This is a genomic window from Rhizobium jaguaris, assembly GCF_003627755.1.
Taxonomy (GTDB): domain Bacteria; phylum Pseudomonadota; class Alphaproteobacteria; order Rhizobiales; family Rhizobiaceae; genus Rhizobium; species Rhizobium jaguaris.
Genome location: NZ_CP032694.1, coordinates 1,255,607 through 1,272,138, shown reverse-complemented (window position 1 = coordinate 1,272,138; position 16,532 = coordinate 1,255,607). Strand labels below are relative to the sequence as shown.

The 16,532-nt window shown below is 61.0% G+C and carries 15 protein-coding genes; 5 read left to right on the top strand and 10 right to left on the bottom strand.

What is annotated here, in order from left to right:
• Positions 1-3 precede the first annotated feature (3 nt).
• The 7 genes from CCGE525_RS06190 to CCGE525_RS06160 form a co-directional block, all read right to left on the bottom strand.
• Positions 4-786 carry a crotonase/enoyl-CoA hydratase family protein gene (locus tag CCGE525_RS06190; protein ID WP_120703522.1) on the bottom strand — a complete coding sequence of 261 codons (783 nt, stop codon included), beginning with the start codon at positions 784-786 and terminating at the stop codon, positions 4-6.
• Positions 783-1,652 (bottom strand): hydroxymethylglutaryl-CoA lyase, encoded by an 870-nt coding sequence (locus tag CCGE525_RS06185; protein ID WP_120703521.1) that lies wholly within the window; start codon positions 1,650-1,652, stop codon positions 783-785. The genes CCGE525_RS06190 and CCGE525_RS06185 overlap by 4 nt, the downstream gene beginning before the upstream one ends.
• Positions 1,649-3,637: an acetyl/propionyl/methylcrotonyl-CoA carboxylase subunit alpha gene (locus tag CCGE525_RS06180; protein ID WP_120703520.1), complete on the bottom strand. Its 1,989-nt coding sequence runs from the start codon at positions 3,635-3,637 to the stop codon at positions 1,649-1,651. Before CCGE525_RS06180 ends, CCGE525_RS06185 begins: the two co-directional genes overlap by 4 nt.
• 9 nt (positions 3,638-3,646) lie before the next feature.
• Positions 3,647-4,030, bottom strand: coding sequence for a RidA family protein (locus CCGE525_RS06175; protein WP_120703519.1), 384 nt, complete (start codon positions 4,028-4,030; stop codon positions 3,647-3,649).
• 10 nt (positions 4,031-4,040) lie between these two features.
• Complete coding sequence (locus CCGE525_RS06170; protein ID WP_120703518.1) at positions 4,041-5,648, bottom strand: carboxyl transferase domain-containing protein; 1,608 nt, start codon at positions 5,646-5,648, stop codon at positions 4,041-4,043.
• Between the two features lie 37 nt (positions 5,649-5,685).
• Positions 5,686-6,849: an isovaleryl-CoA dehydrogenase gene (locus CCGE525_RS06165; RefSeq protein WP_120703517.1), complete on the bottom strand. Its 1,164-nt coding sequence runs from the start codon at positions 6,847-6,849 to the stop codon at positions 5,686-5,688.
• Positions 6,850-6,932: 83 nt separating this feature from the next.
• Positions 6,933-10,406: an indolepyruvate ferredoxin oxidoreductase family protein gene (locus CCGE525_RS06160; protein ID WP_120703516.1), complete on the bottom strand. Its 3,474-nt coding sequence runs from the start codon at positions 10,404-10,406 to the stop codon at positions 6,933-6,935.
• 294 nt (positions 10,407-10,700) lie between these two features.
• Here CCGE525_RS06160 and CCGE525_RS06155 point away from each other — a divergent pair, with 294 nt between their 5' ends.
• Positions 10,701-11,360: a glutathione S-transferase family protein gene (locus CCGE525_RS06155; protein WP_120703515.1), complete on the top strand. Its 660-nt coding sequence runs from the start codon at positions 10,701-10,703 to the stop codon at positions 11,358-11,360.
• Positions 11,361-11,366: 6 nt separating this feature from the next.
• On the opposite strand, the gene CCGE525_RS06150 is transcribed toward CCGE525_RS06155, so the two are convergent.
• Positions 11,367-12,263 (bottom strand): LysR substrate-binding domain-containing protein, encoded by an 897-nt coding sequence (locus CCGE525_RS06150; RefSeq protein ID WP_120703514.1) that lies wholly within the window; start codon positions 12,261-12,263, stop codon positions 11,367-11,369.
• 149 nt (positions 12,264-12,412) lie between these two features.
• On the opposite strand from CCGE525_RS06150, the gene CCGE525_RS06145 reads away from it, so the two are divergent.
• Together CCGE525_RS06145 and CCGE525_RS06140 are read left to right on the top strand one after the other, a co-directional pair.
• The gene (locus CCGE525_RS06145) at positions 12,413-12,598 is read left to right on the top strand and encodes a hypothetical protein (RefSeq protein WP_120703513.1); all 186 of its coding nucleotides are present in this window, start codon (positions 12,413-12,415) and stop codon (positions 12,596-12,598) included.
• 23 nt (positions 12,599-12,621) lie between these two features.
• Positions 12,622-12,984: an MmcQ/YjbR family DNA-binding protein gene (locus CCGE525_RS06140; protein WP_120706284.1), complete on the top strand. Its 363-nt coding sequence runs from the start codon at positions 12,622-12,624 to the stop codon at positions 12,982-12,984.
• On the opposite strand, the gene CCGE525_RS06135 is transcribed toward CCGE525_RS06140, so the two are convergent.
• Together CCGE525_RS06135 and CCGE525_RS06130 are read right to left on the bottom strand one after the other, a co-directional pair.
• Entirely contained in the window at positions 12,985-13,605 is a 621-nt protein-coding gene (locus tag CCGE525_RS06135; protein ID WP_120703512.1) for a glutathione S-transferase family protein, read from the bottom strand.
• A 176-nt stretch (positions 13,606-13,781) separates the two neighbouring features.
• Entirely contained in the window at positions 13,782-14,138 is a 357-nt protein-coding gene (locus tag CCGE525_RS06130) for a DUF4406 domain-containing protein (RefSeq protein WP_120703511.1), read from the bottom strand.
• 122 nt (positions 14,139-14,260) lie between these two features.
• Between CCGE525_RS06130 and CCGE525_RS06125 the strand changes: the two genes are divergently transcribed.
• Positions 14,261-15,022 (top strand): DeoR/GlpR family DNA-binding transcription regulator, encoded by a 762-nt coding sequence (locus CCGE525_RS06125; RefSeq protein WP_120703510.1) that lies wholly within the window; start codon positions 14,261-14,263, stop codon positions 15,020-15,022.
• An 83-nt stretch (positions 15,023-15,105) separates the two neighbouring features.
• The gene (locus CCGE525_RS06120; RefSeq protein WP_245472095.1) at positions 15,106-16,527 is read left to right on the top strand and encodes a DUF2254 domain-containing protein; all 1,422 of its coding nucleotides are present in this window, start codon (positions 15,106-15,108) and stop codon (positions 16,525-16,527) included.
• The last annotated feature ends 5 nt before the right edge of the window (positions 16,528-16,532 follow it).

Here is a 16,532-nt window from a genome sequence, read left to right as displayed (position 1 = left end):
TTCCTATCTCCAGCTCGGTTCTCGCCGTTCGAAAAACGCTGCCAGCCCTTCCCTTGCTTCCTCCGTCTCCCAGGTATCGGCCAATTGCGTGATGACGCGGTCGATAAGGTCATCAGTGATCGGCACGCCGAGAGAACGGGCCAGAGCTTTTGCTCGCGCGGAGGCCTGCGGCGAAGCGGCGAGGAGATGGCGGATTTCGGATTCGATGGCTTCGTCGAGCGCGTCCTCAGGGACGACGCGGGTCAGTAAGCCGGCGGCATGGGCTTGCCAGGCATCGATGATCTTGCCGGAGAGAAAGAGCGGGCGGGCCTTGGCCTCGCCGATGCGGGCGATCACATACGGGCTGATGGTGGCCGGGATGATCCCGAGGCGAACCTCCGTCAGACCGAAGCGGGCCGTAGCGGCTGATATCGCCATGTCGCAGACACTGAGGATGCCGATGCCGCCGCCGAAAGCATTGCCGTGCACGCGGGCGATCAACGGCTTCGGCAATTCGTTCAAGGCCTTGAACAACATGGCGAGCCGGCGGGCTTCTGCGATGCGCTCAGCCCGGGTGGCGTCAAACTGCGCGCGCATCCAGCCGAGATCGCCGCCGGCGCAGAAACTTGCCCCCTCGCCCGCGAGGACGACGACGCGCACGCTCGCATTCCGGCCAAGATCGTAAGCGGCCTCGGTCAGGGCATCGATCATCTCAGCCGATAGGGCGTTGTGCTTTTCCGGGCGCGCCAGGGTCAGGCGGGCGACGCCGCGTTCCCCGATAGCGATCTGGATCGTTTGCGATGTCATACGGGACTCCTGAGGCTGCTGGCAAAGGCGGCGGCGTGGGCAAGTTTCTCCTCGTCGAGACCAGTCTCGAAGCCGTGCAGTGCCAGATAGCGGTGAACCGACACGGTATCGACGTTGCCTTTGGCGCCGGGCGCGAAGGGGCAGCCGCCGAGACCGCCGGCAGCGGCGTCGAATACCCGCAGGCCCCGATCCAGCGCTACGCCGATATTGTCTAGTGCCCGCCCAGAGGTATCGTGAAAATGGCCGGCCAGCATACTGGCGGGAAGAGCGGCAAGCACGGCTTCCAGCATCCTGTCCACCGCCTCCGGTTTGCCTCTGCCGATCGTGTCGCCAAGGCTGACCTCGTAGCAGCCGAGCTCCTGCAATTGTCGGGCGACGCTTGCGGCATTCGCCGGCGGCACCGCGCCCTCATAGGGGCATTCAACGACGCAACTGACGTAGCCGCGCAGGGGAATGCCGCGATCGCGGCTTGCCGCCGCCACCGGCCGGAAACGCTCGATGCTTTCGGCGATGGAGCAATTGATGTTGCGGACTGAAAAGCTTTCGGAAGCCGATGCGAAGATCGCCACCTCGTCGGCGCCAGCGGCAAGTGCCGCCTCGAACCCCTGCATATTCGGCGTCAGAACCGCATAGCGGACGCCGGGCTTTCGTTTGATCCCGGCCATGACGTCAGCAGCATCGGAGAGCTGCGGCACCCATTTCGGGCTGACGAAGCTGGTGACTTCGATACGCTCGAAACCGCAGTCGGAGAGCAGATCCACCAGCTCGATCTTGGTCTCCGCGCCGATCAGCCGTTTTTCGTTCTGCAGGCCGTCTCGCGGCGCCATCTCGACGATGGTGACGTGGTTGGAAGGGCGATCGGTCATTGTTCGTCCTCTGGCCGGAGCGACAGCAGGACGGCGCTCTCACTGGTTTGATCACCCTCGCCGACGTTGAGGCTTTCCACCACGCCGTCGCGCGTCGCCGTCAGTGTCAGTTCCATCTTCATGGCTTCCATCACGATCAGCGCCTCGCCCCTGGCGACCATATCGCCTTCCTGCACTCGGACAATCTTGATGAGGCCAGGCATCGGCGCGATCAGCCGGTCACCACCGACGGCCCCTTCCTCGACGCCATCCAGCGGATCGGGTCGATGGAAATGATGGGTATGGCCATCGAGGAACAGCGTCATGTCATGCAGAGTCTGGAAGATATCGGCACTCGACTGCCGGCCATTGATCTCGACGCGGCAGCCGTTGTCGGTGCGGCCGACGATGCGAACGCCGACAGCACGATCATCGAGATGCACAGAGAAGAGATCTTGTCCTTTCGCAATCACGCCGCAGTTCGTATGACCGCCGCGGTGATGCAGGGCGGCAGGCCGGCTCGCCTCGCCCCAAAGCTGCCAGGCGCCAAGCGATTGCCAGGGATCGCGCGCATGGGATCGCGCCATGCACCCCGCCTCGAAGATGGCGGCAATGGCAAGCGCGATATCGTCCGGGATTGATGCGGCGGTCAGCGTCTCCGCCTCGCGGTCGATCAGGCCCGTATCCGGATGGCCCGCAACGAAATCCGGCTGCTGGCTCAAGCGGACCAGAAAGTCGAGATTGCTTACTGTTCCGGCAACCTGCGTATCCTGCAGCGCCCGCGTCAACTTGGCGAGGGCTGCTTGGCGGGTTGGCGCGTAAACAATGAGCTTGGCGATCAGGGGATCGTAATGCGGCGTGATGCTGTCGCCTTCGTGCACGCCGGTGTCGATGCGGACATCGCCGTCGGGAAATCTGAGATGCGAGAGCGTGCCGGTCGCCGGCAGAAAACCCCGCGACGGGTCTTCGGCATAAAGCCGCGCTTCGAAGGCCCAGCCGTCAACGGTGAGTTCGACTTGGGTCTTCTGCAAAGGCTCGCCACCGGCAATCCGTAGTTGCCATTCGACAAGGTCGACCCCGGCGATCGCCTCGGTGACGGGATGCTCGACCTGCAGGCGGGTGTTCATTTCCATGAAAAAGAAGCGATCCGGCGACAAGCCACCAGAGACATCAACAATGAATTCAACGGTGCCGGCGCCGCGATAGTCGATGGCGCGGGCTGCACGGACGGCAGCTTCGCCCATGGCGTTACGCATCTCCTCCGTCATCCCGGGGGCCGGCGCCTCCTCAATCACCTTCTGGTGCCGTCGCTGCAGAGAACAATCGCGCTCGAAGAGATGCACGACATTGCCGTGACTGTCGCCGAAGACCTGGATTTCGATGTGCCGGGGCTGGGTCAGATATTTTTCGATGAGGACGGCATCATCACCGAAGGCGGATTTGGCCTCGCGCCTTGCCGCTTCCAGCGCAGTGGCAAAATCCTCCGGCCGATCGACCCGACGCATGCCCTTGCCGCCGCCGCCTGCCCGTGCCTTGATAAGAACGGGGAAGCCGATCTCCGTTGCCCGCTCCGCGAGGAACTCCGTATCCTGTTTATCGCCATGATAGCCGGGAACGACGGGCACACCGGCGCGCTCCATCAACGCCTTGGCGGCATCCTTCAGGCCCATGGCCCGGATCGAGGCCGGCGATGGGCCGATGAAAACCAGTCCGGCAGCTTCGACGGCCTCCGCGAAATCGGCATTTTCCGAGAGAAATCCATAGCCGGGGTGAATGGCCTCGACGCCGGATCGCCGTGCAGCGGCTATGATCCGGTCTTTCGAAAGATAGCTCTCGCTCGCCACCGCCGGGCCGATATGGACCGCCTCATCGGCCAGTGCCACATGCAGTGCGGCAATATCGGCGTCGGAATAAACAGCGACCGTGCGGATACCCATCCGCCTTGCCGAACGGATGATCCGGCAGGCGATTTCTCCGCGATTGGCGATCAATATCTTCGAAAACATCGGCAAACCCTATTGCGCGGCAACGACCTCGACTTCGAGCAGCCACGCGGTATCGAAAATGCCTGCTATCACCACCGTCATCGCCGGGGCGAGCGAGCCCAAGTACTCACTGCGGATCTTGCGGTTCTCGAGCGTGTGGTGACGGTCGGCGAGATAGGTGGTGACCTTGACGATATCGGCCTTGCTCATTCCGGCGGCCTTGAGCTGGGCGTCGACATTGAGCCAGACCTGATGCGCCTGCGCCTGAAATCCGTCGGGAAGAGCATCGTCGGCCGTCGTCGGAATCTGGCCGCTGACGAACAGCAATTTCTCGAAGTTTTCGAGCTTGACGGCCTGGGCGTAGCCGCCACGCGGCTGAGGTGCGTTCTTGGCATTGACGATGTCGCGTTTCATCTCAATCTCCTCACATCCTGAATAGGCCGAAGCGGGTGTCTTCGATCGGCGCATTGAGCGCGGCTGAAAGCGACAGAGCCAGTACATCGCGGCTTCTGCGTGGATCGATGATGCCGTCGTCCCATAGACGCGCCGAGGCGTAGAGCGGATGGCTCTGGGTTTCGAACATTTTCAGGGTCGGCTGCTTGAAGGCCGCCTCCTCCTCTTTCGTCCAGGGCTTACCGGCACGCGCCAGGGCCTCGCTGCGGACCGTCGCCAGCACGCCTGCCGCCTGCTCTCCGCCCATGACGGAGATGCGGCTGTTCGGCCACGTCCAGAGGAAGCGCGGCGAATAAGCACGGCCGGCCATGCCGTAATTGCCGGCGCCGAAGGAGCCGCCGATCAGCATGGTGATCTTCGGCACTTTCGTCGTCGCCACTGCCGTCACCAGTTTGGCGCCGTGCTTGGCGATGCCCTCCGTCTCGTATTTCCGGCCAACCATGAAGCCGGTGATGTTCTGCAGGAAGACTAACGGGATTTTACGCTGCGAGCAAAGCTCGACGAAATGCGCGCCTTTCAGCGCCGATTCCGAAAACAGCACGCCATTGTTGGCAATGATGCCGACGGGGATTCCGTGGATATGAGCAAAGCCGCAGACCAGTGTAGCGCCATAGCGCGCCTTGAATTCGTCGAGGCGCGAGCCATCGACAACGCGGGCGATGACTTCGCGAACATCATAGGGCGTGCGCAGATCGGAGGGCACGATACCGAGAATATCTTCCGGATCGTAAAGCGGCGGCTCCGGTGTGGTGAGTTCGACAGTCGTCGGCTTGTGGCGATTGAGATTGGCAATGGCCTGCCGCGCCATGGCAAGCGCATGGGCATCATCCCGCGCCAGATAGTCGGCGACGCCGGAAAGGCGCGTGTGCACGTCGCCGCCGCCGAGATCCTCGGCAGAAACCACCTCGCCGGTCGCGGCTTTGACCAGCGGCGGCCCGGCGAGAAAGATTGTCCCCTGCCCTTCGACGATGATGGTCTCGTCGGACATAGCCGGCACATAGGCGCCCCCAGCCGTGCACGAACCCATCACCACGGCGATCTGCGGAATGCCCGCCGCCGACATATTGGCCTGATTGTAGAAGATGCGGCCGAAATGATCGCGGTCGGGAAAGACCTCATCCTGGTTCGGCAGATTGGCTCCGCCGGAATCGACCAGATAGAGGCATGGCAGATTATTTTCCGCCGCGATCTCCTGAGCCCGCAAATGCTTCTTCACCGTGATCGGATAGTAGGTGCCGCCTTTGACCGTGGCATCGTTGCACACGATCATGCAGTCGCGGCCCACAACGCGGCCGATACCGGCGATCAGTCCGGCACCTGGCGCTCCATCGCCATACATGCCGTGGGCGGCCGTCGCGCCGATCTCGAGAAAAGGCGTCGCGGGATCGATCAGTCCCGCCACCCGGTCGCGCGGCAGCATCTTGCCTCGGCCGACATGGCGCTCTCGCGCCTGCACGCCGCCGCCCTCAGCCGCCCGCAAGACCGCCGCCTCGGCCACCGCAATCGCCTCCAACATCGCAGCGCGATTGTCTCTGAAACGGTCCGAATGCGTGGAGATTTGTGATTTCAGGGCGGTCATGCAGTATCACCGAAAGATTGGGGGCGAAATTTCAAAATCAGACAGTCTCGGCAAAAAGCTCCCGCCCGATCAGCATGCGGCGGATTTCGGAGGTGCCGGCGCCGATTTCGTAGAGCTTGGCATCACGCAGCAGCCGGCCGGCGGGATAGTCGTTGGTGTAGCCATTTCCGCCAAGGGCCTGGATGCATTCGAGCGCCATGGCAGTCGCTTTCTCGGCAGCGTAGAGGATACAGCCGGCAGCGTCCTTGCGGTTGGTTTCGCCACGATCGCAGGCGGCGGCGACCGCATAGACATAGGCGCGGGCGGCATTCATGGTCACATACATATCGGCAAGTTTGCCCTGCATGAGCTGGAATTCGCCGATCGGCTGGCCGAACTGCCTGCGCTCATGGAGGTAAGGCAGCACAACGTCCATGCAGGCGGCCATGATGCCGAGCGGGCCACCCGAGAGGACGACGCGCTCATAGTCGAGGCCGGACATCAGCACGCGGACGCCGCCATCGACCTGCCCCAACACATTTTCCGCCGGCACCTCGCAGTCGATAAAAACCAGCTCCGAGGTGCTGGAACCGCGCATGCCGAGCTTGTCGAGTTTCTGGCCCACGGAGAAACCCTCAAAACCCTTTTCGACCAAAAAAGCGGTGATGCCGCGCGGGCCAGCCTCCGGCGCGGTCTTGGCATAGACGACCAGGATATCGGCATCCGGGCCGTTGGTGATCCACATCTTGCTGCCGTTCAACACATAACGGTCGCCATGCTTTTGAGCCTGCAGCTTCATCGAGACGACGTCGGAGCCTGAGCCGGGCTCCGACATGGCGAGCGCACCGATATGCTCGCCGGAAATCAGCTTCGGCAGATAGCGCGCTTTTTGCTCGTCGGTGCCGTTGCGGTTGATCTGGTTGACGCAGAGATTGGAATGGGCGCCGTAACTCAGACCAACGGAGGCCGAGGCCCGACTGATTTCTTCCATGGCGACCGCATGCGCGACATAGCCGAGACCGGCGCCCCCATAGGCTTCATCGGCGGTGATGCCAAGCAGCCCAAGATCGCCCATCTCCCGCCACAGCTCGATCGGAAAACCGTTGTTACGATCGAATTCGTCGGCAAGCGGTGCGATGCGCTGACCGGCAAAGCGGCGCACGCTGTCGCGCAGTGCCTCGATCTCCTCGCCGAGCGCGAAGTTCAATCCCCCTGCAAACATCGTCTTCCCCTCCCAACACATGAACCAGAAGCAGCTAGGTGCCACTTGGAAGCATGCTTTCTCCTCATCCTCTTTTGAGACCATCACGCCGCATCGGCGGGAACGTGGTGCTTCTCCTCCGGCATTTCATAGGTCTTCAACTTCTCGGCGATCCGCGCCATGACCTTGCGGGCCGCCTCTTCCTTGATCGGCCCGAAGCCTCTGATCTCATCGAACAACGACAGGGTGGCAAGGGCCTCCGTCTCATTTTCCGCGCGCAGGCCGTTCAGAACACGCTCGGCGATCGCCTCGTATTCGCCGATCAACCGGCGCTCCAGCCGGCGTTCCGGCAGATAACCGAAAGGATCGAAGGGGGTACCGCGCAACCGCTTCATCGGCGCGAGCCTGCGAAGTAGCGGCAATATCCAGCGGCCGAATTCACGCTTCTTCGGCCGGCCGTTCGGATCCTTGCCAGCAAGCATGGGCGGGGCGAGATTGAAGGCCAGCTTGAAGTCGCCTTCCATCTCGTTACGAAGGTGGGCCTCGAAAGCCGGATCGGTCAACAGCCGCGCCACCTCATATTCGTCCTTATAGGCCAGAACACGCGCATAAGTGACGGCCACGGCGAAAGGTATCTTGTCCGATAGGCGCTCTCTTGCAGTAACAGCTTTGGCGCGCTCGACGAAAGCGGCATAGCGATCAGCAAGCGCGGCGTTCTGATAGGCGGTCAGATGCGTCTTGCGGTGGGCAATCAGCTCGTCGAGGCTCATCTCGGCAAGCGTCTTCCCGGCATCCGGTTCCGTCATCATCTCGCGCACGGATTGCGGATCATGCGCCAACAGACGGCCCCAATGGAAGGCCGAGAGGCTGGCCTTCACGGCCACGCCGTTCAGCTCGATTGCCTTCTCGATAGCTTCCAGCGACAGCGGCAGCAGGCCTCGCTGCCAGGCAAAGCCGGTCAGAAGGATATTGGTCGACATGGCATCCCCGGTGACCGCGGTCGCGACATGACCAAAATCGAGAAAGACGGATTTATCGCTGACGGTCTTGGCGATGGTATGCTGAATCGAGCCGATCTTGAAATCAAAGTCGCGATTGCGAACAAAGTCGGCAACCGGCATCAGGCCGGTATTGACGATGGCAGTCGTGCGGGTCGAGGCACAGAGCGTAATCGCATCCTTGGACGCGCCGACCACTTCGTCGGCAGCGAGCAGCAAGTCGGCGCCACCGTTGACAATGCGCGACGAGGTTACGTCGGCCTCGCTATAGCCGATGCGCAGATGGCTCATGACAGCGCCGCCCTTCTGCGCGAGACCTGCCATGTCGAGGATCATCGGCACCTTGCCGTCGAGATGCGCGGCCATGCCGAGGATGGCGCCAATGGTCAGAATGCCGGTGCCGCCAACGCCTGCGATCGCGATGTTCCAGGGTCGCTCGCCAATCAAAGGGACCTCCGGCATCGGGACCTCGGCATCCGCATGTTCCAGCGCCTGGCGCTTGCGGCGCTTGCCGCCGTGGACAGTGACGAAAGAGGGGCAAAAGCCCTTGACGCAGGAGAAGTCCTTGTTGCAGCTCGACTGGTTGATCTGCCGTTTGCGGCCGAATTCCGTTTCCAGCGGCTCGACCGAGATGCAGTTGGACTGCACCGAACAATCGCCGCAGCCTTCGCAAACGGCCGGATTGATAAAGACGCGCTTGGCGGGGTCCTCCAGCAGGCCGCGGCTTCTGCGGCGACGCTTTTCCGCGGCGCAGGTCTGGACATAGACGATCGCCGAGCAGCCCTCGGTCTCGCGCAGCTTCAGCATGACTTGATCGATACTGTCGCGATGCAGGACTTTGACCCCGGGAGCCAGGTCAGATGACGAATAGGCCGCGGGATTTTCCGCGAGCAGATAGATCGGCGTGACGCCTTCGCCGTGCAACTGGCGGGTCAAGAGTTCGGGCGTCAGATAACCGTCGATCGGCTGGCCGCCGGTCATGGCGACGGCGTCGTTGTAGAGCAGCTTGTAGGTGACGTTGACCTTGGCGGCGACCGACTGGCGAATGGCGAGTATGCCGGAATGGAAATAGGTGCCGTCCCCGAGATTGACGAACATGTGCTTCTCGTCGGTGTAGCGGGCAATCGCCGTCCAGGGCACGCCTTCGCCGCCCATCTGCGAGAAGGTCTCGGTGTTGCGGTCCATCCAGGTGACCATGTAGTGGCAGCCTATGCCGGCCAGGGCCCGGCTGCCTTCGGGGACACGGGTGGACGTATTGTGCGGACAACCGGAGCAGAAGAACGGCGTGCGCTGCACGGGTGCGACGTGTGTGCGGCTGATCTCGCCGCGTTCGGCGAGATAGGCAAGCTTGGCGGCGATCTGGTCGTGCAACGAAGGATCGAGATCGAGCTTGACGATACGCCCGGCAATGGCCCTCGCCACCGAGCCGACGGTCAGCGCCGCCGACAAGCTGAGATAGGGTTTGTCGTGCTCGTCGAACTTGCCGACGATGCGTGGGCGGACGTCGGCGCGCCAGTTGAAGAGCTGCTGCTTGATCTGGTTTTCGATGATCTCGCGCCGTTCCTCGACGACGAGTACCTCGTCCAGCCCTTCGGAGAAATGCCGGACGGCTTCCGGCTCCAGCGGCCAGGGCATACGGACTTTCAGGATACGCAGGCCGATCGCGGCCATTTCCCTGGGGCCGATTTCGAGTTCGCGTAGCGCCTGCAATACGTCCTCATAGGCCTTGCCGGAGGAGATGATGCCGAGGCGGGCGTTCGGCACATCATGAGTAATCTCGTCGACGCGATTGGCGCGGGCGAAGGCGATCGCCGCATAGGCCTTGTAGGTCTGCAGCCGGTCGTCCTGGACGAGCGGCGGGTCGGGCCAGCGCAGGTTCAAGCCGCCGGGCGGCAACTCGAAATCGGTCGGCAGCACGAATTGCCGCTTCTCGCCGGAGAGATCGACGGCAGCCGTCGTCTCGATGGTGTCGGCGATAAACTTCATGCCGACCCAGCAGCCGGAATAGCGCGACATGGCGATGCCGAGCAGGCCGTATTCAAGGAATTCGTGGATCGAGGACGGGTAGAGAACCGGAATAACCGCCGACATGAAATCATGGTCGGTCTGATGCGGCATGGTGGAGGATTTGGCGGAATGATCGTCACCAGCAAAACAGAGGACGCCACCATGTTTCGACGTGCCGGCGGCATTGCCGTGTTTCAGCACGTCACCGGAGCGGTCGACGCCGGGACCTTTGCCGTACCAGATGCCGAGCACGCCGTCCTTTCGTACGCCGGGCGACAGACCGACTTGCTGCGTGCCCCAGATGGCCGTGGCTGCAAGGTCTTCGTTGATGCCCGGTTGGAAAGTGACGTCATGCGCGTCGAGATAGGTCTTGGCTTTCAAGAGCTGCTGATCGTAGCCGCCGAGCGGCGAGCCGCGATAGCCGGATATGAAGGCTGCGGTGTTGAGACCGGCGGCGCGGTCACGCCGCATCTGGGTCATGGGCAGCCGCACAAGCGTCTGCAGGCCGGTCATGAAAACGCGGCCTTCCTCTGCTGTATATTTGTCGTCTAGCGATACACTGGTTGCAAGCATCTGCTCTCCTCCCGAGATCGCAGTCACCAATTGCGCATGCGCCTATTCACCTGATGCCTCCTACCGCATCCGATGAAAAACACGACGTTATATTAGCATGCACCACCGCTAATTTCCGAACGAAGGCGATGGGCAAACCGCATGATTTGCAAAGATTATGGGCGATTGGCGGACATTTTCGTGCTTGGCCCTACACACCCATCAAAAGCTTTCATTGACATATGAACGGGGGCCTCTTCCGTTTGCCGAAATCCGTCAATAACCTCCGTCCGACTCAATTTTCGGAGACCGGCCATGCTGACAATTTACGGCGTCTATCGCTCACGCGCCTCCCGCAACTATTGGATGGCGGAGGAGCTTGGCATTGCCTTTCAATCCGTGCCGGTGTTGCAAGCTTCCCGGCTTGACAATCCCATGAGCCCGGATGCGCTGCTGAACACGATGTCGGCGGAGTTCTTGGCGATCAATCCCATGGGCATGATCCCGAGTATCAAGGACGGCGATCTTGTGATGCACGAATCCCTCGCCATCAATCTCTATCTCGCCCGCAAATATGGCGGCCCGCTCGCCGGCCATACGGCGGAAGAAGAAGGATTGTTGGCGATGTGGACGATGTGGGCGGCGACCGAGGTCGAGCCATATACCGTCGCAATCGTTAGGATCTATGATAGAGCCCAGGACGACAGCGAGGCCGGCAAGGCTGGGATCGCGGTTGCCTGCCGCTCGCTGAAGCGGCCTTTCGGCGTGCTCGAACAACACCTTCAAAACCAGGATTATGTCGTCGGCAACCGCTTCACCGTCGCCGACCTCAACATTGCCGAGGTGCTGCGCTACGCGCAGACGGAGCAGGCCCTGTTCGACAGTCATCCGAAGGTGAAAGCCTGGATTGAGCGTTGCCAGTCCCGCGCCGCCTACAGGGCAATGCAGGAAACGCGCGGCAAGGAGCCGGTCTGAGGCCACTTACCGGAAGAGCCGCATGCTCTCCTCCATCTCCTCGCGGATCCAGGCTTTAAAGGCGGTGACCTTTTTCGCCTCCGGCACGCCTTCGGCTGTGATGAAATAATGGCCGAAGCCGGTTTTGGCGCGGATACCGAAGGGATCGACCAAACATTTCTGTTGGAGCGCATAGGCCGCCAGTGTCTGCCAGGCAAGCATCGCGCCCTGGCCGGCCATGGCGGCATCGAGACAGAGCGAGGCATCGTTGAAGATGTGACGCTCTTCCATGCATTTGCCAGAAAGGCCGGCCTCTCTCAGCCAGACATCCCAGGTGAACATGGCGTGTCCGTCGATGACGGCCGGCACATCCAGCAGGTCCGCAGGTTTCTTGAGTGTGGCGGCGATCTGCGGCGTGACGACAGGAAAGATTTCCTGTGCCAATAGCAGCTCGGATTTGACGCCCGGCCAGTGTCCACTGCCAACGCGGATGCCGATGTCGACATCCGATGTCGCTGGGTTGACGAGCTGCGTGGTGGCGTCGATGCGCAAGCGGATATCCTGATGGTGCTTGGCGAAACGATCGAGCCGGTGCACCAGCCATCGGGCGGCCAAGACCGGCGCAACCGAGATGGTGAGAATATTGTCGTCGCGGTGCTGTGCGGCGGTCACCGCCGCAGACAGGGCCTGAAAGCCTTCGCCTAGGCGCGCCAGGACCGAGATGCCCGCCTCCGTCACCACCATGCCCTTTGGCGTGCGCTCAAAAACCGGCCGCCCCAATTGCGCCTCGGCCTTGATCACCTGCTGGCTGACAGCGCCGATGGTCACGCCAAGCTCGTCGGCAGCCGCCTGCAACGACCCGAGCCGCCCCACCGCCTCCAATGCCCGGAGACCGTTCAAATGAACGCTGTTGAGATTTTTCATATAGAATATCTATACCAGCGTGCCGGCATTCTCAATTGAAAAGCTGCGCAATGCGCGCGATCATTGCAGCATAAAGATCAGAACCGCCACCACCCCGACGCCTGACGCGCCCGTAGGCGCATCGCCTCGGAAGAACGAGGAGGCATGTCATGTCGATACTGAAGTTTTTCTTCAATCACTCGCAGGAAGGGGATCGCGAACAGGAAAGCGATCCGCTGCAGCACCCGATGCTCTCGACCATGTCGCTGGAAGAACTGGCCGACCTGCCGCTCATGCCGGAAAATCTGGGACGGCCTATGGACAAGCGAACCGTTCAGCCGGAAGAATGCGCGTAATAGACATCCCAATCGCGCGCAACATGACATCGAACATCGATATGAACGCCATCGCGGAACGACTGCAGCGGCTCGTGGCCCAAGCACAATTGCCAGAGGTGGAGCCCGGCGCGCATTACGGCCTGCCGGCCTTCAAAGTCGGCGGAAAATCATTTGTGACGGTGAAGAATAACGAGACCATCGTGCTGGCGCTGCCGATCGACCGCAAGGAGCAGCTCATGGAAATGGCGCCGGAGATCTATTTCCAGTCGGATCACTATGTCGGCTGGCCGTCCCTGCCAACGCGTATCGCCGCCATCGGCGACGACGAACTGCAGATGCGGCTGATCGAGGCCTGGCGGTTTCGGGCGCCGAAGAAATTGCGGGCTGCCTTCGACGCCGGTTGATCAAATCCGCTCAACAGCGATGGCCCTTTGCACGGCGGGACGCTCCAGCATGCGCGCATGATGGGCGCTGACCTTTTCAAAGCCGGCCCGATCGACGCCGTCGCCCGGCAACCAGCTTGCCAGCGTGAAGAGATAGCCGTCGGCAACGGTGTATTGCTCGCCCATCACCCACGGCCCTTCCAGCATCTTCTCCTCGATCAGCGCGAAACTCTCGCCCATGGTCTGCGGCACCTTGGCCTTCATCGCTTCGATTGCCGCCGAATCGTCGGTCCAGCGATAGCCACGCCCTTTGTGGGCATGGTTCACATGCACGGTCGAGGCAAGATAGCTGTTGAATGCCTGCATGCGGGCAAAATCGAAGGGATCGTCGAGCGGAGCCAAGCGAGCCGCCGGCGCGATTTGGGCGACATAGGCAAGGATCGCCACATTTTCCGTGACGACGCCTTTTTCGGTCACTAGCGCCGGAACACGCCCCTTGGGATTGATCGCCAGATATTCCAGCGAACGCTGCTCTCCGTTGGAAAAATTGAGGCGCCGCGCCTCGTAGGCAAGGCCCGACTCTTCGAGCGCTATCAGACTGGCGAGCGCACAACTGCCCGGTGAGAAATACAAATTCAGCATATCCGTTTCCTCTGCTCGATTTTGCTCGAGGTTACCGGCGACCGAGGAAATACGGAAGTGGCCGGCACCGATATTGCCTATGAAAGCTTTTGATGGATGCCGTCTGCGCATCGCTCTTGGGGAGGCGCGCAGACCGGCGTCAGCAACCGCACCGCAAGGACTGGATGACCAGCCCGTTAGGCGCAGCCCGGCACATCCTCCAGCCGATACCAGACGGGAATGCCGCGCTCATTGGCGATGCGGACATCATTGTCCGCTCCCTTGGATTCGCCCGGAAGCCTGAGAATACCCTCGCATAATTGCAACAGCCGGCCAGCAGTCGGGTGGAATATCTCTTCATAGAGGTCGTCGCCGATGCTCTTGCCGCCGGCGGCATGCCAAACCGGCAAGGCAACCCATTCGCCGATCATGGGCAGGTGCCCGGCCCTGAACAGCGCATAGGACGGCTCCTCCAGCCGCCTGAGATTCTCTGCCATCTTCCGGGGATCGTCCCCGGTTCCCGAACGATATGGTCCGGCGATCAAGATCAACATGTCACATCTCCTTTTCCTCCCGCACCTTGCGGGAATTTACACGAATATGCGTTTGATTTCTTGATTGTCGACTCATTTTGATAACTTCACGATATTTCATGAATTATCGTGTGGAAACGGATATGCTTATAGGCCAGCGAAAGACCCTCATCCTCGATATCCTGCGCCGCGATGGCCAGGTGATCGCCAAGGCATTGGCCGACGATCTGGGCCTTTCCGAAGACACGATCCGAAGGGACCTGAGGGAGATGGCGGCTGAAAGGCTGCTGAAGCGCGTGCATGGCGGCGCGCTGCCGCTCGCACCGGAGCTGCCGGATTTTTCGGCGCGAAGGAGCGTGTCGCCTGATGTGAAGCGGCAACTCGGCGCTTACGCCGCGAGTATGGTTCGGCCAGGACGGACGGTATTTCTCGACGGCGGCACGACGACCGCGGAAATAGCGCGTCACCTGCCCAGGAATTTTGCCTTCACGGTCGTCACCCATAGCCCGACGATCGCGGGCGAGCTCGAACATCATCCGACAGCCGAGGTGGTCCTGATCGGCGGCAAGCTCTACAAGCATTCGATGGTGGCGACGGGTGCCGCAGCAATGGCGGCAATCTCGCTGGTGCGGCCGGACATCTTCTTTCTCGGCGTCACCGCCATTCACCCAATTCACGGCCTTTCGACCGGCGATTTCGAGGAGGCGGCCATCAAGCGGCATATCGCGCAATGCTCGGCGGAAACCTATGTGATGGTCACCCAGGAGAAGCTGGACGCGGTCTCCCCCTGCCATATCCTGCCTGTCACGGCGGTCTCGGGGATGATGGTGCCGTCAGATATGACGGAGGCAAGCCTGGGACCCTATCACAGCGTACAGGTTCCTATTTTCCGTGCTGATGATTGAAGCGCAGCCAACGAGAAAGGTGGCGCCCAGGTAGTAGGCAAATGCACAAATGCACAAGCGTGCAATCTCATTGGCTAACTTGATTGATCGGCATCAATGCTTTGAAATTCAAACGGCATGATCATTACCTTTCGACAGCAATCAGTGATGCGGCGATGGTGTCCCGCTCGGATACCGAGGGAACCAAAATGGGCTGGAACCGATGGTATAGCCTGAAAAGCTACGTCAAGTCTTCTTTGTGGCTGGTACCATTCATCGCCCTACCTCTCTACGTCGTAGCAATTCGCATCGCCTATCTATTTAAACAATGGTTGATCTGGATCGAACCGTGGCCATGGGGTGTGGCAGGCTCACAGAGGCTACTCGAAACGATCATCACGATGACCCTGACGTTCGTCGTCTTTACGTTTGGGTCGCTGCTGGTAGCGATCCAGATCGCGGGCGGTCAACTGACGCCTCGGATCATTGCGACAACCTTACTGAGCGACAACGCCATCCGATTTACCGTCGGACTGTTCATTTTCACGCTGCTGTTTGCAACAGGGACGCTCGCAAGGCTGGAGACCGACACCGACCGAGCCATCGTCGGTATCCCGGTCCTTTTAGGTTTTCTGTCAATAGCCGCCTTCCTTTATTTGATCGACTACGCCGCCCGTCTCCTACGACCGGTGAGCATTGTCTTGCGAGTGAGCGAGGAGGGTCGCGCGGTCATCGAAGACGTCTACCCGACAATGGCGACGGAGGAAGCTGACGCCACCGCCACAGATCCGAGGCCAAGCGCACGGCCAGACAAAGTCATCCTCTACAGGGGACGACCCGCCATCATCGTGGCCATCAATAAAAACGCCTTACTGACGTTGGCCGAGAAAACGCAGTCAGTGGTCGAATTGGTCCCGAGGATCGGCGATTTCGTGGCTTCTGGTGAGCCCCTCTTTCGATTGTACGGCAGCCGATTTCCCGAAGAATCCGTCCTGAAGACGATGATCGCCTTCGGACCGGAACGGACTCTTGAACAAGACGCGACATTTGCTTTCAGGATCATCGTGGACATTGCCATCAAGGCCCTCTCGAAAGCGATAAATGATCCAACGACCGCGGTGCTCGCGATCGATCAGTTGCAGCGTCTGCTCTGCTTCGTAGGTAAGCGCAACCTGACGCGCGAAACGATCTTGAACCAATCTGGAGAACTGCGGGTCATCTGCAGGACGCCGGACTGGGAGGATTTCGTAAAGTTGACCTTCAGCGAAATTCGGCTCTATGGCGCAGAAAATTTCCAAATCGCGCGCCGCCTGCGCGCGGTGCTGGAATATGGCTTGCAGGTGCTGCCTGATTTCCGCCGGCCTGCCTTGGAGGCAGAACTAGCATTGTTGGATCGGCGGCTGGCACAGCTATACGAGTTTCCAGAGGACCTGGAGCTTGCCCAAACGGCGGATTCGCAGGGCCTCGGCGGTTCGACACCTTCAACTCTGCGATTTCTGCCCGGCAAACCCTCAGTTTCGCAATGATGGCC